Origin of the sequence: Rothia sp. HMSC069C10 (genome assembly GCF_001812205.1) — a bacterium.
Classification (GTDB): domain Bacteria; phylum Actinomycetota; class Actinomycetes; order Actinomycetales; family Micrococcaceae; genus Rothia; species Rothia mucilaginosa.
In genome coordinates this window covers 241,049-262,687 of record NZ_KV808297.1, presented here as the reverse complement: position 1 = coordinate 262,687, position 21,639 = coordinate 241,049, and the positions used below count along the sequence as shown (strand labels likewise).

The 21,639-nt window shown below is 60.0% G+C and carries 14 protein-coding genes and 1 pseudogene; 6 read left to right on the top strand and 9 right to left on the bottom strand.

Features of this window, described 5'->3' with window-relative positions; genetic code table 11:
- Positions 1–105: 105 nt before the first annotated feature.
- Complete coding sequence (locus HMPREF2842_RS03295; RefSeq protein WP_049349528.1) at positions 106–783, top strand: MBL fold metallo-hydrolase; 678 nt, start codon at positions 106–108, stop codon at positions 781–783.
- Positions 784–836: 53 nt separating this feature from the next.
- Positions 837–1,265: an HIT family protein gene (locus HMPREF2842_RS03290; RefSeq protein WP_070634775.1), complete on the top strand. Its 429-nt coding sequence runs from the start codon at positions 837–839 to the stop codon at positions 1,263–1,265.
- A gap of 108 nt (positions 1,266–1,373) precedes the next feature.
- On the opposite strand, the gene budA is transcribed toward HMPREF2842_RS03290, so the two are convergent.
- From budA to lipB, 5 genes and pseudogenes are all read right to left on the bottom strand, one after another.
- Positions 1,374–2,123, bottom strand: a complete 750-nt coding sequence (gene budA / locus HMPREF2842_RS03285; RefSeq protein WP_005505457.1) for an acetolactate decarboxylase — start codon at positions 2,121–2,123, stop codon at positions 1,374–1,376.
- A gap of 555 nt (positions 2,124–2,678) precedes the next feature.
- Entirely contained in the window at positions 2,679–4,103 is a 1,425-nt protein-coding gene (gene glnA, locus HMPREF2842_RS03280) for a type I glutamate--ammonia ligase (protein ID WP_005508615.1), read from the bottom strand.
- Between the two features lie 346 nt (positions 4,104–4,449).
- Positions 4,450–5,166: a DUF4191 domain-containing protein gene (locus tag HMPREF2842_RS03275; RefSeq protein WP_005505470.1), complete on the bottom strand. Its 717-nt coding sequence runs from the start codon at positions 5,164–5,166 to the stop codon at positions 4,450–4,452.
- A 209-nt stretch (positions 5,167–5,375) separates the two neighbouring features.
- A complete protein-coding gene (gene lipA / locus HMPREF2842_RS03270; protein WP_005505472.1) occupies positions 5,376–6,383 on the bottom strand; it encodes a lipoyl synthase in 1,008 nt (335 codons plus the stop codon).
- A 164-nt stretch (positions 6,384–6,547) separates the two neighbouring features.
- Positions 6,548–7,237 (bottom strand): annotated as a pseudogene (gene lipB, locus HMPREF2842_RS03265) (lipoyl(octanoyl) transferase LipB); the annotation flags it as partial.
- A 208-nt stretch (positions 7,238–7,445) separates the two neighbouring features.
- Between lipB and HMPREF2842_RS03260 the strand changes: the two are divergent.
- A complete protein-coding gene (locus HMPREF2842_RS03260) occupies positions 7,446–9,182 on the top strand; it encodes a peptidase (protein ID WP_070642708.1) in 1,737 nt (578 codons plus the stop codon).
- A 191-nt stretch (positions 9,183–9,373) separates the two neighbouring features.
- Here the strand turns inward: HMPREF2842_RS03260 and sucB are convergent, their stop codons facing one another.
- The 3 genes from sucB to HMPREF2842_RS03245 form a co-directional block, all read right to left on the bottom strand.
- Positions 9,374–11,065 carry a 2-oxoglutarate dehydrogenase, E2 component, dihydrolipoamide succinyltransferase gene (gene sucB / locus HMPREF2842_RS03255; protein ID WP_049349541.1) on the bottom strand — a complete coding sequence of 564 codons (1,692 nt, stop codon included), beginning with the start codon at positions 11,063–11,065 and terminating at the stop codon, positions 9,374–9,376.
- Positions 11,066–11,256: 191 nt separating this feature from the next.
- Positions 11,257–12,642 carry a dihydrolipoyl dehydrogenase gene (gene lpdA, locus HMPREF2842_RS03250; protein ID WP_044142607.1) on the bottom strand — a complete coding sequence of 462 codons (1,386 nt, stop codon included), beginning with the start codon at positions 12,640–12,642 and terminating at the stop codon, positions 11,257–11,259.
- Between the two features lie 427 nt (positions 12,643–13,069).
- Positions 13,070–14,566 (bottom strand): leucyl aminopeptidase, encoded by a 1,497-nt coding sequence (locus tag HMPREF2842_RS03245; RefSeq protein WP_070642706.1) that lies wholly within the window; start codon positions 14,564–14,566, stop codon positions 13,070–13,072.
- Between the two features lie 434 nt (positions 14,567–15,000).
- Between HMPREF2842_RS03245 and HMPREF2842_RS03240 the strand changes: the two genes are divergently transcribed.
- The 3 genes from HMPREF2842_RS03240 (at position 15,001) to HMPREF2842_RS03230 (ending at position 19,819) form a co-directional block, all read left to right on the top strand.
- Positions 15,001–15,906, top strand: coding sequence for a PAC2 family protein (locus HMPREF2842_RS03240; protein ID WP_005505492.1), 906 nt, complete (start codon positions 15,001–15,003; stop codon positions 15,904–15,906).
- A gap of 278 nt (positions 15,907–16,184) precedes the next feature.
- Complete coding sequence (locus HMPREF2842_RS03235) at positions 16,185–18,035, top strand: metal-dependent hydrolase (RefSeq protein ID WP_070642703.1); 1,851 nt, start codon at positions 16,185–16,187, stop codon at positions 18,033–18,035.
- Positions 18,036–18,436: 401 nt separating this feature from the next.
- Positions 18,437–19,819 (top strand): RNA polymerase sigma factor, encoded by a 1,383-nt coding sequence (locus HMPREF2842_RS03230; RefSeq protein ID WP_070642700.1) that lies wholly within the window; start codon positions 18,437–18,439, stop codon positions 19,817–19,819.
- 412 nt (positions 19,820–20,231) lie between these two features.
- Here the strand turns inward: HMPREF2842_RS03230 and HMPREF2842_RS03225 are convergent, their stop codons facing one another.
- Positions 20,232–21,371, bottom strand: a complete 1,140-nt coding sequence (locus tag HMPREF2842_RS03225; protein ID WP_070642694.1) for an ADP-ribosylglycohydrolase family protein — start codon at positions 21,369–21,371, stop codon at positions 20,232–20,234.
- Positions 21,372–21,639 lie beyond the last annotated feature (268 nt).

The window sequence follows — 21,639 nt, the reverse complement described above, 5'->3', positions numbered from 1 at the left end:
TACGACTTTACACCAGAGGCGTTCAAAAGGTGGTTGATTTGCGCTTTATCTCAAAAGTTGAAGCCGCCTCGGGGTAGGTGCGGAGGTTCGCGGTAGACTAAAACTATGAAGATGACGAAGTACACCCACTCATGTATCCGCCTTGAGAATGAGGGGCGCACCCTCGTTCTTGACCCCGGCAACTTTGCCGCAGAAGGCGAACACGCCACCGCGCTGGAAGGCGCCGATTACCTGTTCGTGACTCACGCGCATCCGGACCATTTTGATGGCCCGTCGGTGCTGCCGCTGATTGCTCAGCGCGCCGAGTCGCAGAACCCGTTGAAGATTTGGGCTCCCGAGGCTGTAGCCCAGGTCATCAAGGAGGCTGTGCCTGCTGCCGAGGTTACCGTTGTTTCCTCTGATTCTGAGTTCAGCATCCCCGGTTTTGAGGTGAAGACCTACGGCGGTCAGCACGCCCTGATTCACCCGCTGATTCAGACCATCGCTAACGTTGGTTACCTGATTAACGGTGCCGTGTACCACCCGGGTGACTCGCTGGTGGTTCCTCACCGCGTGCGTGCAAATACCGTCCTGGTGCCGATTCACGCCCCCTGGTCGAAGGTTCAGGAAGTCATCGATTTTGTGATTGCGACCGGCGCGCAGCGTGTGGTTCCGATTCACAACGGCATGATTAATCAGAATGGCACCGGCATTATTGAAGGCCTGGTGACGAACTTCGGTGCGAAGTACGGCACTGAGCTGAAGCACCTGAACCCCGGTGAGAGTATTGAGGTTGAGGCGTAAGCCTGACCGTTGAGCTTCAAACGCGCCGATGACGGCGCATGAAGGAGAGTATTGTGAGCACAATTTTTACCAAGATTATTGATGGCGAAATCCCGGGTCGTTTCGTCTGGAAGGACGATCAATGCGTGGCGTTCATGGACATCATGCCTCTGTCGGAAGGTCACCTGCTGCTCGTTCCCCGCGCTGAGGTCGACCGTTGGCCCGACCTGCCGGCTGAGCTGGCAGCGCACCTGTTCGCTGTGGCGCACAAGATTTCTGGTGCCCTGGATCAGGCGTTTGATAAGGACCGTGTGGCTCTGATGATTGCGGGCTTCGACGTTCCGCACACCCACATCCACCTGTTCCCGGCTGACGGCATGGCTGACTACGATCCCGCTAACGCGAAGAAGGATGCGACCGCCGAAGAGCTGGATGCGGCCGCTGAGAAGGTGCGTGCCGCCCTGCGCGAGCGCGGCCACGGCGAGTTCGTGCCCGAGGCGTAAGCGCCGTTTACAGCGCGTATAAACACGAAGGAGCCGCCCTCTACAGATTTGTAGAGGGCGGCTCCTTCGTTGCTATATCCCGTTGCCATATCCCGGTGGGAAAGAAGCTTAGTGCTTTTCAGCCTTGGAGATCTGCTCAGCCAGGTCCTCGGGGGAGAGGTTAGCGGAGGAGAACTCGGGGGTCAGCGGCAGGTGCAGCTGCAGGCCGGTACCGGGGCAAATCTCGACCTTTGCCGAGCGCAGCTTGAAGTCGACCACGTGGCCGCCCTGAACGCGCTCATCATCGATAAAGTGGGCGTGGCAGCCGGGCACCGAGATGCCCTGCTCGTAGATCGGGGTGCGGAAGCCAACAATCGTGCCGGTTACGTTATCGAACTGGACAATGTCCTCATTCTCGGTGGCCGCAACCATCTTCGGGTAGGGCTTCTCCTGCTTGATGACGGTGCGGGTGCGGACCCATTCGAACTCGCCGTAAATCTTGATGGCGTACATGTAGTTCTTGGAGACGGTGAAGTCATCCAGAATCTGCGAGGCAGACTTACGGAGTAGGTTATGCGGTAGTTCGCGCTTAATCATGGGCACGAAGTTGGTGACCACGGCGTAGGGGGTCTGCTGGCGCAGGTCGGGCAGGGATACGGAGCCGTCGTGGCGCACCTGGTAGCAGACGCCGTCGAGGACGACCATTTCGCCGTCGAGGCCGTTGAAGGTACCCACACCGAAGTTGCCGTGGCTCAGAAGCTCACCGATGGTCATCTCGCCATCGTAGATGCCGTCCAGCAGCTGGGACATGAGGCCGGTCTGAAAAACTTCGTTACGGAAAACAGTTTCACCGTTTAGGATGGTCGGCTGATATGCCATGAGATTTCTCCTCGTTACAGTGGATGCGGCGTCAGACGGGTCGGTCGGTCATCGGCGATACTCGCCCTAGCTGATGCTAAAAAGGGGAAGGGCGGCGGGGAGAACACGGCGTTGTGATGTCGTTTCTCGCGGAATTCGTAGGTGCCGCCGGCCGGGCGCACGCACTTTCATTGTACGCCCGTGCAGGAAGAACCCCGGGACTAGCGGGTACAACATCTTATGATGTGGCCTCTAGAGTGCTGAAAGCAGTCAACTGCACAAGGGCATAAAAATAGACTGGCATTCCCTCCGGTTGCACGACAAAAAGGGAGGGAACGCCAGCACCAACAGCTTAGCCCTTAGAGCCGCTCTAAGCGCAACTAAGATACACGAGGCTCAACGAAGCAGAAAAATATTGGACACGTACTGTCGCCAAAAGTGCTACAGCAAGATAGAAATCCGTAGAGATATGCCCGAGCACACAACAACGACCCATACGTTCCCAGAGGAACATATAGGCCGTTGCCTGTTCTCCAGAACGCACCCCCTACAAGGGGCACCGTTCAGGAAGAAAGATTAGACGCCGTAGTACAGCTGGTACTCAAGCGGGTGCGGAACCAGCGAGAGCGGCTCCAGCTCGTTCTTACGCTTGTAGTCAATCCAAGCCTGAATCAGGTCCTCGGTGAAGACGCCGCCCTCGAGCAGGAAGTCGTGGTCAGCCTCCAGAGCCGCCAGAGCTTCCTCCAGGTTAGCCGGAGCCTTCTTGATGTCCTTAGCCTCTTCGGCGGGCAGCTCGTACAGGTCCTTATCGATCGGTGCCGGCGGCTCGATGCGGTTACGGATACCGTCCAGACCAGCCATCAGCTGAGCAGCGAACGCGAAGTAGGGGTTAGCGGAGGGGTCCGGTGCGCGGAACTCCAGGCGCTTAGCCTTCGGGTTGGTGCCGGTAATCGGGATGCGGATACCGGCGGAACGGTTACCCTGCGAGTACACCATGTTGATGGGAGCCTCGTAGCCGGGAACCAGACGCTTGTAAGAGTTCACGGTCGGGTTGGTGAATGCCAGAACAGCAGAGGAGTGCTCAATCAGACCGCCAATGTACCAGCGTGCGGTGTCAGAGAGGTTAGCGTAGCCGCGCTCATCGTAGAAGAGAGGCTCGCCGTCCTGCCACAGCGACTGGTGGCAGTGCATACCGGAGCCGTTGTCACCGAACACGGGCTTAGGCATGAAGGTTACGGACTTGCCCCATGCGTCTGCGGTGCCCTTGATGACGTACTTGAATTTCAGCAGGTCGTCAGCAGCCTTGGTGAGGGTGTCGAACTTGTAGTTGATTTCTGCCTGGCCGGCTGCGCCCACCTCGTGGTGGCTACGCTCAACCTCAAGGCCAACCTCGTCCATTGCTACGCACATTGCGTCACGCAGGTCAGCCTGCTTGTCGACGGGGGAGACGGGGAAGTAGCCGCCCTTGACGGGGGTCTTGTTGCCCAGGTTGCCGCCCTCTTCCTTGCGGCCGGTGTTCCAGGGAGCCTCATCGGAGTCGATCTTGTAGAACACAGAGTTCGGCTCGACCTGGTAGCGGACGTCCTCGAAGACGAAGAATTCAGCCTCGGATGCGAAGAATGCGGTGTCTGCAATGCCGGTGGACTGCAGGTACGCCTCGGCACGCTCAGCGACGCCGCGGGGGTCACGGTGGTAGGGCTCGCCGGTGCGGGGGTTCACGATGGAGCAGATGATGACCAGGGTCTTCTCAATGCGGAAGGGGTCAACGTACGCGGACTGAACGTCGGGGATCAGCTGCATGTCGGACTCTGCAATGCCCTGGAAGCCGCGAATGGAGGAGCCATCAAAAAGCTGGCCGTTGACGAAGAAATCGTCATCAATCGCCTTAGCGGGCAGGTTGAAGTGCTGCTGCACGCCGGGCATGTCGGTGAATCGGATATCAACGAAGACTACTTCTTCGTTCTTGATAAAGTCGAGAACTTCCTGGGGGCTGGTAAACATGAGGACTGCTCCTTGTTCGACTGACGGTGCAGGAGGGTATCTTCCCTCATCACATTCAGTCTTTGGTTTAGTTTTTGGCCGCGGGCAAAACCCTGTGACATATCAAGCATAGTGGTTATTTTTTGCGCGTGCGTGACTATCGTGTTTCGGTAATGTTACAAATCCTGGAAAGGAGTTACATCTTGGTTGTCTTACGACACACAGCGCAGATGCTAACGCCCTCTAATAAAGCTCTAGTAAAGCCAACATCAATGCCAGCAACGCAATAACCGGGTATAACAAAAGGCCCCGGCCCTCCCCCCACGGGAAGAGCCGGAGCCTTCAAAACCTTATATCAGCGTCTCGCTTAGCGGCCGCGCATCGCACGACGGTCCGGGCGAGCACGCATCGGGTCAACACCCTTCGGCAGACCATTCATCGGGTTACGCATAGTGTTCAAGGTGCTCAGACGACCAGAAACAACCTGCATCTCCTGCTGAGTTAGAGCCTTCGGCAGCTTATTCATGGTCTTCACAACGTCCTTGAGCTCAACCTGACCCTCATCGTGACCGGTCTCAATCACGTGAACCGGCACACCGGGAGCCACACGAGCCAGGTGCTTCTTCTCAGTGTTCACCAGCGAGTTCACACGGCTGTGAGGGCCCTCGGTCACCAGCACAATACCGGGACGGCCCAGCGCACGGAACACCAGATCCTGGTTGCGGTTCGCAGCAACAGGCTGCTCCTCAACAATCCAACCGCGGCGCACCGAGTTCATCGCCGCACCACTACGACCGGGCTGGTTCTCAATCTGAGCAAAAGCCGCAGTCTGCGCGCGGCGACCCAGCAGAAGCATCGCCACAATAGCGGCAACGCCCAGACCCAGAATCAGGAAAGTAATCCAGTTACCCAGGGCAATACCGATGAGGAGGAAAACCAAAAGGGTACCCAGAGCCGACAGACTCAGAATCCAACCGATATTCGGGTCGGACTTCTTGGTCATCTGGTAGACCTGCTTCATCTGGGCGAAAGTGCCCGGAGTGCGTTCCTTCTTCTTTTTCTTCTCTTCGCGCTTATCTGCCACGATTCTTCCTCGGCTGGTTCTTCCGCGGCCCCGAGAAGCGCCTCAAACGCTCACGGAACCATAGTGACGTAACGATGCAGTGTATGCCTGCAATTTTTCTAGTTTACCCTACCCGCACAAGGGGCGGGGCATAAGGGGAGGCTCCCCGAACACCGGACGAACACCGGGTTCGAGGAGCCTCAACGCTCTCAGAAAGATTCTGAAAAGGCTTAGTAGCCCGCAGCCACCAGGGAGGAGGCTTCCTGCAGAGCTGCACCCTCACCCTCAATGTGGGCAAGGTTCTCAGGGATCGGGTAGCCGTTCTTACGCATTGCACGAGCCCACAGGCGACCTGCACGGTACGAAGAACGAACCATCGGGCCCGCCATAACGCCAGCGAAACCAATCTCCTCAGCCATGTTCGCGAAATCCACGAACTGCTGCGGCTTCACCCAACGCTCAATCGGGTGGAAGAGCGGGCCGGGGCGCAGGTACTGGGTGAGGGTAATGATGTCACAACCAGCATCGTGCAAATCGCACAGCGCCTCGTAAATCTCGTCATCGGTCTCGCCCATACCCAGAATCAGGTTGGACTTGGTGACCATGCCGCCTTCCTTAGCCTGGGTAATAACATCCAGGGAACGCTCGTAACGGAACGCCGGGCGAATCTGACGGAAGATACGGGGGACGGTCTCCAGGTTGTGCGCGAACACCTCAGGCTTAGCGTCAATCACCTTCTGAACATGCTCGGGAACACCCTTGAAATCGGGGACGAGCATCTCAACGCCGGTGTTCGGGCACATCTTGTGAATCTGACGGGTGGTCTCTGCGTACAGCCACGCACCGCCGTCTTCCAGATCGTCACGAGCAACACCGGTCACGGTTGCGTAACGCAGACCCATGACCTTCACGTTCTTAGCAACCTTGAACGGCTCAGCGTAGTCAACAGCAACAGGCTTGCCGGTCGCAATATTGCAGAAGTCGCAACGGCGGGTGCACTCGGAACCACCAATCAGGTAGGTTGCCTCACGGTCTTCCCAGCACTCGTAAATATTGGGGCAGCCAGCCTCTTCACACACGGTGTGCAGGCCCTGACCGCGAGCCAGCTCGCGCATCTCGTTGTATTCGGGGCCAACAATAGCCTTGGTCTTAATCCAGTGAGGCTTCTTCTCAATGGGAACCTCAGCGTTGCGGGCCTCCACACGCAGTAGCTTGCGTCCTTCAGGTGCGGTGCTCAAAAGTCTTCTCCTTGGTCTAGATGTGCCCTCTGTGCAGGTGGGCCATCTTCTATTTTACGCCCGCTCAGGCGTAGGTGAAACTGATTTTCGTATATGACGAACAAACCCGGGCGCATTACGTGTACGGCCCGTTCGATGCCTCTTGGCTGTGTCTAATCCTGTGTTTATTCCTGCGCTGCAACGGGCTCGAAGGACTCCGCCAGGCGGTCCTGATACTTCAGAAGCTCCGCCTCCAGCGGCTCTAAAATATCGGCGGGGGTGACGGTGCGACCCAGCTGCTCCGAAATAGTGGTAACACCCGCATCGCTAATGCCGCAGGGAATGAACTGCTGGAAGGGTGCGGTGTCGTTGCAGCAGTTAATCGCAAAGCCGTGCATGGTGGTGTTACGGGAAACGCGCATGCCCAGTGCCGCGATCTTCTTGTCCTGGGTGATGCCGTTGCCCAAAATCCACACGCCGCTACGGCCCTCAACGCGCTCACCCTTAATGCCCAGACCGGCAAGGACGTTAATGATGATTTCCTCGATAATGCGCACATACGCCACCACGTCAATGGGCTCGGGCAGACGCAGAATCGGGTAGCCGGTCAGCTGGCCGGGGCCGTGCCAGGTCAGCTTGCCGCCGCGGTCAATCTTGACGACGGGGGTGGACTTGTCTGCGGGGTACTCGTGGTCTTCGGTGCGTTTACCGGCGGTAATCACTGCCTCGTGCTCAAGTAGAAGAATCGTATTCTGGCGGGTGCGGTTAGCCACCTCATCGTGGATGCGGTACTGCTCGTCCAGGCACTCAACATAGTTCACATAGTTCGGGGCGAAGCCCACGCGTTCAATCGTCACAGACATACTTTCTACCTTAGTACTGCTGGTGGAGGGAAGAAAATTAGGGCGCCCTGAATCACGTGATGAGCGAACACGTCGGAATGTTACGTGAGGGTGTGCTCAAGGGGAGGGAGGGTAAATAAGCAGATAAATACCTGAATTAACCTTTGGGGTTCTTTAGGGTATTTGAACTATTTTAGTGTGCTTAAAGATATTATTTGATGTAATTTGATAACATGATGGTATGAGAAGCAAAGAAGCACACGTTCTGGAAAGCATCGCCAACTCGGCTCTACCCACCCTGCAGATTGTCGAGTACCGGGGCGAAACCGCCGCAAGCGCACCCACCAAGAGCACACCTGCCGTACGTTCCGTACCCTCCGCGCACCCCGGACGCTACACCCTGCGCACCATTTCTCAGCCTGCCCCGCTAGATCCTTCCATCCCGCCAGATCCCTCCGCCCAGCTGGTTCCTGCCGCGCCCACTCTGCGCGCGGCAGCCAGCGGGTACGGATTCGAGGAAAACACGGATGCATCCGCTCAGCGGCACGCCCAGACCCCGCAAGTAGCCGCCGCCCTACGTAACGCGCCCGGACTCGCCAAGCTCCACGCCGTTACTAGTGGGAGCGCCGATAGCGCCAATCGGCTGTGCCTCTGGTACGAGCCCCTCGACGCGGGCACTCTCGACAAGCTCCTGCGCGCTCGCACCCTGACACCCGCCGAGCTCATGACCCTGGCACGAACCCTGCACCGGGCGCTCGGCAGCCTCAAAAAGGTGGGGGAGGGGCGCGCCGAACTAAGCGCCGAATACATCGCGCTGAGCGCCGCCGGAGTGCCCAAACTCCTGCTACCTGACGCCGTCTACCGTGAAACGGCCCCTCAAGACGGAGAACAGCTCACCGCCGCTCGGGGCAACTACGCACGCTCCGCAGCAGCCCTGCTCTGGCAAGCCGCCTGCGGGCACGCGCCGGAACCCTCCACCGCCCGCGTACCCCTCTCACTGCGCATGGATTCACAGCGCATGGGAGCCGCCGACACCGCAACCGAAGGGGCGCCCAACAGCGAGTGGATTGAGCGCCTCGGCAGAGCCCTCGAATACCTGCTGGACGCACCCGCCCAGGAGGCGGCGCTCGCAGGGCTCAGCTCCGTGGTCGCCCTGGCGGAGGAGGTGCCGCCTCGCCCGCTCAACGTCTACCTGAGCTGTTCAGAACGAGCCCGCGCCCTCATTCCCGTAGCTGTGGAGCCCGCGCCGGTACAGAAGCTCTCAAAGACGCAGAAGGCGCAACGCTACCTGGCGGAACGTTTGCCACACGTGAAGAAGCCGGGCGTGAAGAAATCGGGGCGCGCAGCTACCGCAGGTTCTAAGCCGTTGAGCCCCACTGTGAGCCCCACGGCAAGCTTCGCAAAGACTGCGCCGCCCGCTCTAAAGAACGCAGATGCGACGGGCACATCCCGCCTGACGGTGCTACGCGGTGCTTTCGCCCGCCCCTCCGCGCGCCTGGGACTGGCTGCACGCCTGGGACTCGCCGCGCTCGCACTGGGGGCTATTGCGCTGCCTCTCGGGTTCACCCTCTACGGGCAGAACGCCCCGGCAACGGCGCAGCCCGTATCCGCTCAATCTGTGAACGCAGCGGGGGAGCATGAGCCCGGCGGCACGGAAACACAGGATCAGAGCGCACAGGACAAGACATCGCAGGGCGAACAGATCCTACGAGCCCTCATCGACCAGCGAAACCAAGAACGCCGTGCTCGAGGCGGTGCAGAGCTCACCCTAGACACCGCAGAAGAACTCAGTCGCGACAGCGAGAATATCCGCGTGATGGCGGTGGTCTCCGCACCCGGATACCGCGCCGATAAAACCGAGCAGGAAGCCCGCAAACTCAGCGAAGAAAACGGCGTCACCCGCCAGAAAGTCATCTTCGACCTGCACCGCGGGGAGAAAGGCTGGGAGATAGCCCGCGCCGAACCCGTCCCGGCATAGCTGACACCGTGCAGCTGACGCCGCGTAACTGACACTGTGAGAAACGCGGACACAACAAAAGCGGCGGCCCCACCCACCGAAGTGGATGGAGCCGCCGCCTTCTGCTTACCGTCCAGGAAAACCCGGAGAGCTACGCTCGGTTACCCATCAGGGCACCGCCACAAGGAAACTTCCTTGAATCTATGCAGGTCTTAGAGGCCCAGCTCAGACTCGAAGTTTGCCTCCTCCAGGCGGGTCTTGAGGGTGTGCAGGAAGCGACCAGCGTCCGCACCGTCGACCACGCGGTGATCGTAGGTGAGGGACAGGTAGCACATGGAGCGGATAGCGATAACGTCGTTACCGTCAACATCCTTAACAACCATGGGGCGCTTCACGATGGAACCGGTACCGAGGATTGCAACGTTCGGCTGGTTGATGATCGGGGTGTCGAACAGTGCACCGAAGGAACCAATGTTGGTGATGGTGAAGGTCGAACCCGACAGCTCCTCGGGGGAGATGTCGCCGGTGCGTGCGCGGCCACCCAGGTCGCCAATAGCCTTTGCCAGGCCAGCAATGCCCAGGTCAGAAGCGTTCTTGATGACGGGAACCAGCAGACCCTTGGGGGTGTCCACAGCAATAGCGATGTTCTCGGAGCCGTGGTAAGTGATCTGCTTGTAGTCTTCGGTCATGGAAGCGTTCAGAGCGGGGTGCTGCTGCAGAGCCTCAGCGGATGCCTGGACGAAGAAGGGCAGGAAGGTCAGCTTAGCGCCCTCACGAGCAGCGAAGCCGTCCTTAGCCTTTGCACGCAGCTGAACGATGCGGGTCACGTCAACCTCGGTGACCTGGGTCAGCTGGGTGGAGATGTCCAGGGACTCACGCATACGCTTTGCAATAACCTGGCGGATACGTGCGGTCTTCTCGACGGTGCCACGCTTGGGGGAAACCTCGAAGGTGTGCGGTGCCTTTGCGGAACCAGCAGCCGGAGCAGCAGCTGCAGCGGGAGCAGCAGCGGCGGGAGCAGCGGAACCCTTAGCAGCGATAGCAGCCTGAACATCCTGCTTGCGGATGCGGCCACCAACACCGGTGCCCTTGACGGTGGACAGGTCGATGCCGTTGTCCTTAGCGAGCTTACGGACCAGCGGGGTCACGTATGCTTCGCCCTCAGCAGCTGCCGGAGCGGCAGGTGCAGCGGGAGCTGCAGGAGCTGCAGGAGCTGCGGGTGCAGCGGGTGCAGCCGGAGCAGCAGCGGGTGCTGCAGGAGCTGCGGGAGCCTCAGCAACCGGAGCGGGAGCAGCCGGTGCAGCAGCAGCGGAAGCGTCGCCGATGATAGCCAGAACCTGGCCAACCTCTGCGTCCTCATCCTCGGGGATGCGGATCTCGAGCAGGGTACCTGCTACGGGGGAGGGAACCTCGGTGTCAACCTTGTCGGTGGAAACCTCAACCAGGGGCTCGTCAACCTCAACCTGCTCGCCAACTTCCTTCAGCCAGCGGGTAACGGTGCCCTCGGTGACGGACTCGCCCAGTGCGGGCAGTACGACCTCGATGCCTGCAGCAGCAGCTGCGGGAGCAGCCTGAGCAGCAGCGGGTGCAGCGGGAGCCTCAGCAACCGGAGCGGGAGCTGCGGGAGCCTCAGCAGCTGCGGGAGCAGCCGGAGCAGCAGCGCCGGAACCGTCGCCAATGATAGCCAGAGCAGCGCCAACCTCGACGTCCTCGTCCTCGGGGACGAGAATCTGCTCAACAACGCCTGCTACGGGGGAGGGAACCTCGGTGTCAACCTTGTCGGTGGAAACCTCAACCAGGGGTGCGTCAACCTCAATGGTGTCGCCGACCTCAACGAGCCAGCGGGTAACGGTACCCTCGGTCACGGACTCGCCCAGTGCGGGCAGTACTACGGTGTGGGACATAATCTTTCCCGTTCTCCTTGTGAATGCTTGAACTAGAAAAATGTGAGCGGCGACCCGGATGCGCGCCGTATGCGTCAAAGCACGTCGACGCGCATCCAGATAGGGGCGTTGTTCAGCGGACACGCCCGGCAACCGCTAACGACCAACGGTCGTCAATACTAAGCTGACGCGCTAACGCCAGTCAGCAAAATTTATGCGCTGTGCAGCGGGGTGCCGTTCAGGACCATTGCAGCCTCACCCAGGGACTCGTTCTGAGTCGGGTGTGCGTGGATGAACTTAGCGACGTCCTCGGGGAATGCTTCCCAAGCAACCCACATCTGAGCCTCACCAATCTGCTCACCCATACGCTTACCAATAGCGTGAACACCAACGATGGGACCGTCCTTCTGGCGGACAACCTTCACGATACCGGTAGCACCGAGGATAGCGGACTTGCCGTTACCAGCCAGGTTGTACTCAGCGGTCTCAACGTTCTCAGCGCCGAACTTCTCCTTAGCCTTGGGCTCGGAGTAACCAACGGAAGCGATCTCCGGGTCACAGAAGGTGACCTTGGGGATGTTCACGTCTTCAACGATGGAGGGGTTCAGGCCAGCGATTTCCTCAGCAACGAAGATACCCTGCTGGTAACCGCGGTGAGCCAGCTGAACGCCGGGGACGATGTCGCCAACAGCGTAGATGTTGCCAACGCCGGTGTGCAGGCGCTCGTTAGCCAGGACGAAGCCGCGATCCATGGGGATGCCCTGCTCCTCGTAGCCCATGTTTGCGGTGTTCGGGCCACGACCAACAGCAACCAGAACGATCTCTGCCTCGAAGACCTTGCCATCAGCCAGGGTGACCTTAGCACCGTTAGCGTCCTGCTCAACCTTCTCGAAGAGGGTGCCGGTGTTGAACTTGATGCCGCGCTTCTTGAACGCACGCTCCAGAACCTTGATGATTGCCGGGTCCTCGTTGGGAACCAGGTTCGGCAGGCCCTCGATGATGGTGACGTCAACGCCCATAGCGTTCCACATGGATGCGAACTCGCAACCAATCACGCCGCCGCCGAGCACGATAGCGCTCTTGGGCAGGTAGTCCATCTCCAGTGCCTCAGTGGAGGTCAGAACGCGACCCTCAATGGGCAGACCGAAGGTCTTGGAGACCGAGCCGGATGCCAGGATAATGTTCTTACCCTTGTACTCAACACCACCGACGGTGATGGTGTCCTGAGCGGTCAGCTTACCCTCGCCGGGGATAACCTCTACGCCCTTCATCTTCAGCAGGCCTGCAAGACCCTTGAACTTACCGGAGACGATGTTGTCCTTGTAATCGCGAACCTTGCCCATTTCGATGGACTGCAGCACAGCGTTAACGCCAACCTTGGACGCCTCGCGTGCCTCTTCTGCCAGCTCAGCAGCGTGCAGGTACGCCTTGGTGGGGATACAGCCAGTGTGCAGGCAGGTGCCGCCGACCTTTTCCTTCTCGATCAGGCCGACGGTGAAGCCTAGCTGGCGTGCGCGAATAGCTGCAGAGTAGCCAGCGGAACCGCCGCCGAGGATGAGGATGTCGAATTCTTGAGCCACGATATTGCTCCCTTGCATAGTTGTGGGGGCTAAAGACCCCTGCAATGAGTTCTTTACCAATTTATTGGTAGGTTTCCCAGCATGCGCGAAAGGCCCGCGACTTACAAAAAATCGCGCGCCCCTCCGCGTACGCAGAAAAACACTTAATACAACAATACCCCCGTTGACGGTCGTTTAAGTTCACTCAGGGCGGTTTTAGCCGATTAATCGCCCAAACACCGTAAATTTTTCACCACGCAAGAAAAGCGGCGCGTCATAGAACAGTGCGATGACAGGAGCACCACAGCGGTCGCACAGAACGTGTCCGAGAACAGACGCAGAGGAGGGCTCCCCGGTAGAAATACCGGAAAGCCCTCCTCCGATCAGCTCTATGCTGTGCGGCTCGCACCAGATAAGGGGCACCAATTAGGATGCGCCAATTAGGGCGCGCGCCCAGCCAATCAGACTACTTAGCGTAGGACTCGATGAAGTTCACCAGGGTAGCGGTACCGAAACCGGTGCCTTCCTTCGGAGTGAAGCCGTACGGGGACTCCTCATTGAACGCGGGGCCCGCAATATCCAGGTGAGCCCAGGGGATGCCCTCGCCCACGAACTCCTTCAGGAACAGGCCCGCAGTCAGCGCGCCACCGTAGCGGGAACCAATGTTCTTGATGTCAGCAACGGGGGACTCCAGGCTCTTACGCAGGTAGGACTCCAGCGGCATCGGCCAGTAAGCCTCACCCGCAGCTGCACCGGCTGCAATCACGCGGTCGCGAATCTCCTCGTCACCGAGCAGAGCCGCAGTGCGCAGACCCAGAGCAGCCATAGCGGCACCGGTCAGGGTAGCGATGTCCAGGATGACGTCCGGGTTCGACTCGGAAGCCAGGGCGATACCATCAGCCATGACCAGGCGGCCCTCAGCGTCAGTGTTCAGCACCTCAACGGTACGGCCATCACGCATGGTGATAATGTCCTCCGGGCGCAGTGCGTGACCGCCGGGCATGTTCTCAGCCAGGCACAGGTAGCCGGTGACAGCAACCGGAACATCCAGCTCAGCAGAAGCAACCACAGCGCTCAGAACCGATGCCGCACCAGCCATATCGCACTTCATGGTCATCATCGAAGCGGCAGGCTTCAGCGAGTTACCACCGGTATCGAAGGTGATACCCTTACCAACCAGAGCAACGTGAGCCTTCGGGTTCTCCGGGGTGTACTTCACAACGGCAAGAACCGGCTTGCGGGGCGAACCCTGACCAACACCGGAAATGCCGCCGAAGCCCTCCTCTGCCAGGCGGTCGTGGTGGAACAGTTCAATCTCAATGTTCGAGTAATCCTCAGCGACCTCAGCAGCGAACTCAGCGAAAGTCTCCGGGTACAGGTGCGACGGGGGCAGGTTCACCAGGCGGCGAGCGTCCTTAGCGGTCTCGCCCAGAACCAGGCCGTGCACCAGAGCCTCTTCAGCCTCTTCCTGATCAATCGAAGAAACAATCAGAATGGACTCGATTTCTTCCTTGATCGAATCCTTGGTCTTGAAACGCAGACCCTCTTCAATGAAGTTGCCCAGCACAGCGCCGTGAGCAATAGCCTCAATTTCCTCTACCGAAGAAACGCCGAAATCGAAAGCGACCTCCTCAGCGGAACCAGCCAGCTGACGAGCCGCAGAACCGGCGGCGTAACGCAGAGCATCCAGGCGCTCCTGACCCTCAGCAGTATCAGAGCCCAGACCCGCCAGCGCCACAATGCCGGCACCGGTGTCCTCAAGGCCGGGCAGACGCAGCAGCTGATCGGGGGCACCCGAGGCGCCCAGCGCCTCCAGCAGCTCGTTAATACCCTCAACAGAGTCCTCAGACAGGGAGCTCGGCGCCAGGTACGCACCGTCCGAACCCTTCAAAACGCCCAGAACCAGAACGTCAGCTTCGAGCGCTTCAAGGTCGGTGCTGTGAATAGACAGAGACAGAGACATCGTTACTCCTTTGCGTATGTCTTCTCAAAATAGTCGGGGCACATCCTCGCGCCCGAAAAACTCAACTGTAGGCCCTCGAAGAGTGAGGATGAATACCGCCGCGCAAAGCCGCGCGGACTACTGCTTCTACTCTACACGGATATGTAGGAGGGTGTGAGGTTCAGCTCTCACCCCAAACAGCTGGCAGAACAGAAAAAATGCACAAGAAGCCGAGCTGCAGCACCTTAAGAACGTCGACGAGACACCAAACAAGTTCACCTATTGCGAGAAAAGCCCGCACACTGTTGAGACAGGGCAGTAGTGGCATAAAATGAAAGACTACGGAAAGCGTCAGATAACAGAAGACGCCCCTTCGCCCCAACACCTCGGGTACCGGCAGAAACACTAAGCCCACCCCGAACGCGGCGCGAACCAGACAGAAGTGAGGAGGCGTAATGCTCAACCCCGAAGATCTCTACTTAGCCAACACCAAAATATTGGACGACCCCAGGATGCACGGGCTAACCCTCGTCATCGCCCTCTCCAGCCCGCAAGACGCAGGTTCCACCGCAGGTCAGCTCGGGCAGGTGCTACTCAGCGAACTCAAAAACATTGAAATCGTCGAGTTCGACAGCGACCAGCTGCACGACTATCGCGCCCGCCGCCCCTACATCCGCTACGAAAAAGACCACTTCGAAAAGCCGCAATACCCGCAGCTGAAGCTCTACGCCGTAGAAGACAGCCTCGACAAGCCGTTCCTGCTACTCACCGGTGCCGAACCGGACCTGCAGTGGCAGCGCTTCGAAAAGGCGGTGCTGACCATCGCCCAGCGGGTCAAGCCCTCCCTGGTCGTGCTGGTCTCCGCATTCCCCATGCCGGTGCCGCACACCCGCCCCTTCCCGATTACCGCGCACGGCTCCCGCAAGGACCTGATTCGCGGCATCTCCCCGTGGAAGCCCAGCGCGGACGTGCACGCAACCGTCACCAACCTGTTGGAAGTGCTCTTCACCGAAAACGGAATCGACACCGTCGGCTTCGGCGTGAACATTCCCCAGTACATTTCGGAGGCGGACCTGCCGCAGGGCACCCTCACCGCCCTCGAACACGTGGGCATGGCGGCGCACCTCTCCCTGCCCACCGAGAACCTGCGCGAAGCCGCACGCCACGTGCACAGCCAGATCAACGATCAGGTCAAGCAGAACCCCGAAATTGGTCGCATGATCACGACCATGGAAGAGAACTACGACGAGAACTTCCGCACCTCCGACATTGCGGTTCCCCTCTCGCGACGCGACGCGCACAACGTGCCCAGCCGCGACGAGATTGGTGCGCTCTTCGAGCGGTTCCTCGACGAACAATAGGTACGCGCAGTAGGGGATACCGCGGGGGAGTACGAGTCATAGGGGAGCGGAGGGGTACCCGCCGCGAATCTGGCTCGTGGATACCGCCCGTCAGAAATTGTGTGACAGGTATTGCGTGACAGATTATGACGCGGCACCCCGCGCCGCTGTGGACAAACCCCATCGTACAAACGAACAATACGAATAAATCTGTGGATACTTCGGATTCATGAACCGAAGTATCCACAGATTTATTTGTATAACCTGAGCACCCGCGCAAACCATGCCACCGTGAAGGCATGAACGCAAACAACATCTCCAATGGCAATATCCCCAACAGCGGCTACGACACGCCCCCGCCCATCCGCAACGAATACGACGTGCTCAGCTGCGCCCTCCACCAGCACGGCTACTGGCCCGACCACTCACTCATCATCCTCACCGCAACCGACAACACCCTCGGCCCCAGCCTGCGCGTCAACCTACCCGACGAACCCTGCACCCTGCCCGAACGCGCCGACTTCCTCCACGAAACCTTCACCAAACTCCCCACCAGCCACAACGGCGAAACCCTCACCCGCTTCTACGCCATCATCATCGACGGCGACAACACCGTGCGCCAACGCCAACTCAACCCCGACACCGCCCAGCTCGCCACCATCGACGAAATCCATAACGACCTCGAAACCCAAATCAACATCAACACCTGGCTCCACCTGCTCCACGACCCGCGCATTGTCAGCGAACTACGCTGCGAAGACGTCATCTACGCAGGCGGCGCCAGCATCTGGGCACTCAACCCCGAACAGCAGACGCTCACCCTCCTCGCACCCATCGAAGAACTCCGCCACAGCGGCTACTACACCTGGCTCACCCGCCACGGCGACACCATCGCCGCCACCGCCCAACACAACTACGCCCACAGCCCCTGGGACACCGACCCCACAACCAACCCCGAAACCCGCCACGACTGGGAAAACGCCGTAGAACTCTGGGCCCACACCCGCACCAACACCGTCCGGAACGACGACGCCCGCCACACAGACATCCGCACCATCTACCGCCAAGCCCAAATCGACCTCTGCTACTGGGACGCCGCCATCAACGCCGCCGCGCACCTGCTCACCACCCACCCGGTCAACGATAACGATGCGCCCACTATTGGCGATGCGCTGCGCAACCTCATCCCCGCCGAAGTCGCCGGTCACCTACGCGCCTCCATCGCACCGTTAACCCTCAACCCCATCACACCCGAAATACTCACCTACCTCTCCGGATACGGGCTCAACCACACCCAAAAAGCGCTCGCCCACCTGCACTACTCCGCCCAATACACCTACCACGCCTTCGGCGGCGAATACCCCAGCACCAGCCCCAACTTCGTGCCGCTCGAACCACCCCACTACGGCACCCGCATCACCCGCAAAACCTACATACCCGCCAGCTTCACCCATGCACTCAGCTCCGCACCCGGCACCGAACAGGCACACGTACGCGCCGTGCCCGAAAAATGCGTGCAATGGCAAGACTGGATCCGCCGCACCCATCGCACTATCCAACAGAGCCGCACCATCCAACAGAACCGCAACAACCAGCACGCCAACCTCAACGGCTGGGCACTCGAAAACCTCACCCCCGCCGACCTCGCCAGCGCCGCCGAACTCAACACCGTCAGCCGCGACCTGCTCCCACTCCTCGAGGAACACCCCAAAGACCACAACACCCACAACAAACTCGAAAACCTCAAACAACGAATCGACGAAAGCTGCACCACCAGCGAATACATCACCAAACACCACGCCGTCTACACCCACTACCTCAACGCCCTCAAAGGAAAACTAGACAGCCCCCACTGGGCACGCCTCAACGCACTCGAACTACTCACCAGCCTGCTCACACCCCACAGCACCGACGGAGAATACGCCGCACTACGCAACACCCAAGCCTGGACCAATTGGTACAAGGGCTACAGCACCTACGCCCGCATGCTCCGCCAAGAAGCCCGCCGCCACACATCCGGAAAGGACCTCAACATCCTCGACGTACACCTCAACGCCGGCAACCTACCCGCCTGGATCAAACACACCATCTGCGGCGAACCCGGAACACACCGCGAACCCATCAGCACCCTCAAACCCCGAAAACCCTAAACCCGGCACCTAAAAGCGAGGCACAAACAGGGGAGGGGCGCGCCACCGGGCACGTCCCTCCCACCGACTCCTCCCACCCACAACCACACACAGCCGCACCCACCCAAAAACCAGGCCCACAAGCCACCCAACAGCGCGTCAAATTGAAAACAACCAAAAATCTGCAATACTTATATATTGACCCCGTACAGTCAATGCGCTACAACGCGCCCTCAAACAGCTCAACACAACGAGCAACGGAACCCTGCAAACGACCAACGCACGCGGAATAAAACCCGCCCCCACAGCGTTAAACACGTCAAAAGCAGCAAACACCCCGACCGAGGACGCCAGCACAGACTTGACAGGGTCTTAGGTGTTTTGCAAACAAAACACCCCACCACAAGCCAGAAAGGGTTCTAGTGGCACCTGCAACCAGCAAGAAGACCGCGACCGGCGACGCAACCGAAGAAACCGTCGCAAAAACCACCACCAAGACCACCCGCACCAAGAAGGCAACCACCAAAGCCGCAGCAGCAACCGAAGACACCACCGGCGCAACCGCCGAAACCGGTGCTGAAACCACTGCCGAAACTACTGCCGAAACCGAGGCAGACAAGCCCAAGCGCACCCGCAAAACCACCACCACCAAAACCGCAACCAAGCGCAAGACCGGTGGCCGCCGCAAAAAGAGCGACGACGAATTCGACCTCGGACTCGACGAAGAACTCGAAACCACCGACGGCGAAGACGAAACCGACGAAGAAGACGAAGAAACCGCAGCCAAAATAGAAGAAAAGAAGGCCGCAGAAGCAGTAGCAGCCAAGGGCTCCGGCTTCGTCCTCACCGCAAACGACGACGACGACGCACCCGCACAGCGCGTCGTCACCCCCGGCGCAACCGCCGACCCCGTCAAGGACTACCTCAAGCAAATCGGCAAAGTCTCCCTGCTCAACGCACAGCAGGAAGTCGACCTCGCCAAGCGCATCGAAGCAGGCCTCTACGCCGAACACAAGCTCGCTGAAAACCCCGACATGGACAAAGACCTCAAGAAAGCCCTGCGTTGGGTCGTCCACGACGGCAAGCGAGCCAAAAACCACCTGCTCGAAGCCAACCTGCGACTCGTCGTCTCCCTCGCCAAGCGCTACACCGGCCGCGGCATGCTCTTCCTCGACCTCATCCAGGAAGGCAACCTCGGCCTCATCCGCGCCGTCGAAAAGTTCGACTACTCCAAGGGCTTCAAGTTCTCCACCTACGCAACCTGGTGGATCCGCCAGGCCATCACCCGCGCAATGGCAGACCAGGCCCGCACCATCCGCATCCCCGTGCACATGGTAGAAGTCATCAACAAGCTCGCCCGCGTGCAGCGCCAGATGCTCCAGGACCTCGGCCGCGAACCCACCCCCGAAGAACTCGGCAAGGAACTCGACATGACCCCCGAAAAGGTCATCGAAGTCCAGAAGTACGGCCGCGAACCCATCTCCCTGCACACCCCCCTCGGTGAAGACGGCGACTCCGAATTCGGCGACCTCATCGAAGACTCCGAAGCAGTCGTCCCCGCAGACGCGGTGTCCTTCACCCTTCTGCAGGAACAGCTCCACTCCGTGCTCGACACCCTCTCCGAGCGTGAAGCCGGCGTGGTCGCAATGCGCTTCGGCATGACCGACGGCCAGCCCAAGACCCTCGACGAAATCGGCAAGGTCTACGGCGTGACCCGCGAACGAATCCGCCAGATCGAGTCCAAGACCATGTCTAAGCTCCGTCACCCGTCGCGTTCGCAGGTACTGCGCGACTACCTGGACTAAAAGTTCATAGCTTGTCTATAACAAATAGATAGCGCTGTTCTTGACAGAACTGGATACAGAAAAGGCTCTCCGACATACCGGAGAGCCTTTTCTACGTTCATGGGCGATTTGTCACGACGGCCGCGGACAATGCTTGCGGGGGGAGTGCCCCCTCTGCGGCGCTGAGCGCCTTGAGGACGGAGCCCCCGCTACGCATGTCCGCTATGCCGTCAACGTTCAGTTCCACAGAGGCTGAGTATGTCAGGTTGGCTCTGCGGACAATGCTTGCGGCACAGTTCCGCACGACCGGCACGCGGACGATGCTCGCGGGGGAGTGCCCCCTCTGCGGTGCCCCAATAAGTAAATGGGCCAGCCGCCTTGAGGACGGAGCCCCCGCTATGCATGTCCGCTGCGCCGTTGAGGTTCAGCGCCGCTACAGTCCCAGCTGGCGCAGATAGCGTTCCGCCACCGCCTCCACCTGATCCAAACCACGCACACGACCCAGCGCCTCCGACCACGCATCAGCCTCATCGCCACCCACCGGGAAACCAGCCGCCGCCCACAACGCCGCCGTCATCGCACCCACCGAATCCGAATCCGAATCCACCGACACCGCACAGCACAAACCCCCAAACAGGGCTTCGCGCACCGCCGCATCGTCAGCATCAGCAGGCAGACTCTTCACAGCATCCGCCGCGCACCAGAGAGCCATACCCAACAGCTCCGGCGCAGTCCAACCTGTACCAAAATGCTCCGCCACAGCCTCCGGAACCGGCACCGTACCGCCCTCCAGCAGCTCGAGGGCACGACTCAGCGCCGCCGCCGTACGCGCAGCATCACCCGGCATCGAATCATCCGCGCCCACCGTGCCACACCAGTCAAGCACACGGCGCGCCGCCTCCAGCAACGCATCAAACGAGCCGGACGGGGATGCCAACAGGTCACGAACCAACAACGCATACGCCGCCGCCGAAGCCAACGCCTCCGGATGCCCATGCGTCAACGCCGCTGCACGCACCGCCAACAAAACCACCGTCCGCTCCTGCGCCACCGGCAACACACCCAACGCCGCCGAACGCACCAACGCGCCACTGCCCAGGGCATCGGGAGTCACCGACTTCGACACCAGCTGCATCTCACCGGAACCCAACGCCCGCAACGTCGCCGCACCCGGACCGCGACGCGCCGTCAACTCCGAGGACTCATCAATTTCACGGTCCAAGGAAAACGGCGCAGACTCCGGCAGAACCTCGCCAATACCGCGGAACCAACGCAAATACGCCAACCACAGACACGCCAACTCATCCGCCGCCGCACCCTCGTTATTCCACTCCAAAACCTCCGTCAGGCCATCTAGGGTGTAGCAGGTCAGCTGCGTATCATCACTGACCAGCAGCTCACCAAACGCCAACTCCCACGGCTTAGGGTTGCGCTCCGCAATCTGATCCGCCGACAGTAGCTCAAGGGGATAGCCCAGCGCGTCACCCAACGCAGAGGCACACAACAGGCCGCGTACCCGGCCCGCAAACTCAGCAGAAACCTCGGGCGCACGCGTGAACTCAGAAAAACTCATAGGGCGATTATCCCACGGGCGGCTTGGGTACAAGCGGCTTCGTGCTCATACTCGCGGGGGAGTGCCCCCTCTTCAGCGCCTGGGGGCGCTTCGAGGACGGAGCCCCCGCTCCGCATGAGCACCTACGCCGCGGTGGTTTGGCTACTCGTCCTCGCCGGGACTGTAAGGGGCCTAGACAAAGAGGGCTTTGCACTCACGCTCGCGGGGGAGTGCCCCCTCTGCGGCGCTGGGGCGCCTTGAGGACGGAGCCCCCGCTCCGCATGAGCAC

What these genes read in the sequence shown, in the direction of transcription:
- HMPREF2842_RS03225 (WP_070642694.1), bottom strand. Translation starts at nt 21,371, where the DNA reads ATGAGTTTTTCTGAGTTCACGCGTGCGCCCGAGGTTTCTGCTGAGTTT.
- HMPREF2842_RS03235 (WP_070642703.1), top strand. Translation starts at nt 16,185, where the DNA reads ATGAACGCAAACAACATCTCCAATGGCAATATCCCCAACAGCGGCTAC.
- sucB (WP_049349541.1), bottom strand. Translation starts at nt 11,065, where the DNA reads ATGTCCCACACCGTAGTACTGCCCGCACTGGGCGAGTCCGTGACCGAG.
- HMPREF2842_RS03260 (WP_070642708.1), top strand. Translation starts at nt 7,446, where the DNA reads ATGAGAAGCAAAGAAGCACACGTTCTGGAAAGCATCGCCAACTCGGCT.
- HMPREF2842_RS03295 (WP_049349528.1), top strand. Translation starts at nt 106, where the DNA reads ATGAAGATGACGAAGTACACCCACTCATGTATCCGCCTTGAGAATGAG.
- HMPREF2842_RS03240 (WP_005505492.1), top strand. Translation starts at nt 15,001, where the DNA reads ATGCTCAACCCCGAAGATCTCTACTTAGCCAACACCAAAATATTGGAC.
- budA (WP_005505457.1), bottom strand. Translation starts at nt 2,123, where the DNA reads ATGGCATATCAGCCGACCATCCTAAACGGTGAAACTGTTTTCCGTAAC.
- lpdA (WP_044142607.1), bottom strand. Translation starts at nt 12,642, where the DNA reads ATGCAAGGGAGCAATATCGTGGCTCAAGAATTCGACATCCTCATCCTC.
- HMPREF2842_RS03245 (WP_070642706.1), bottom strand. Translation starts at nt 14,566, where the DNA reads ATGTCTCTGTCTCTGTCTATTCACAGCACCGACCTTGAAGCGCTCGAA.
- glnA (WP_005508615.1), bottom strand. Translation starts at nt 4,103, where the DNA reads ATGTTTACCAGCCCCCAGGAAGTTCTCGACTTTATCAAGAACGAAGAA.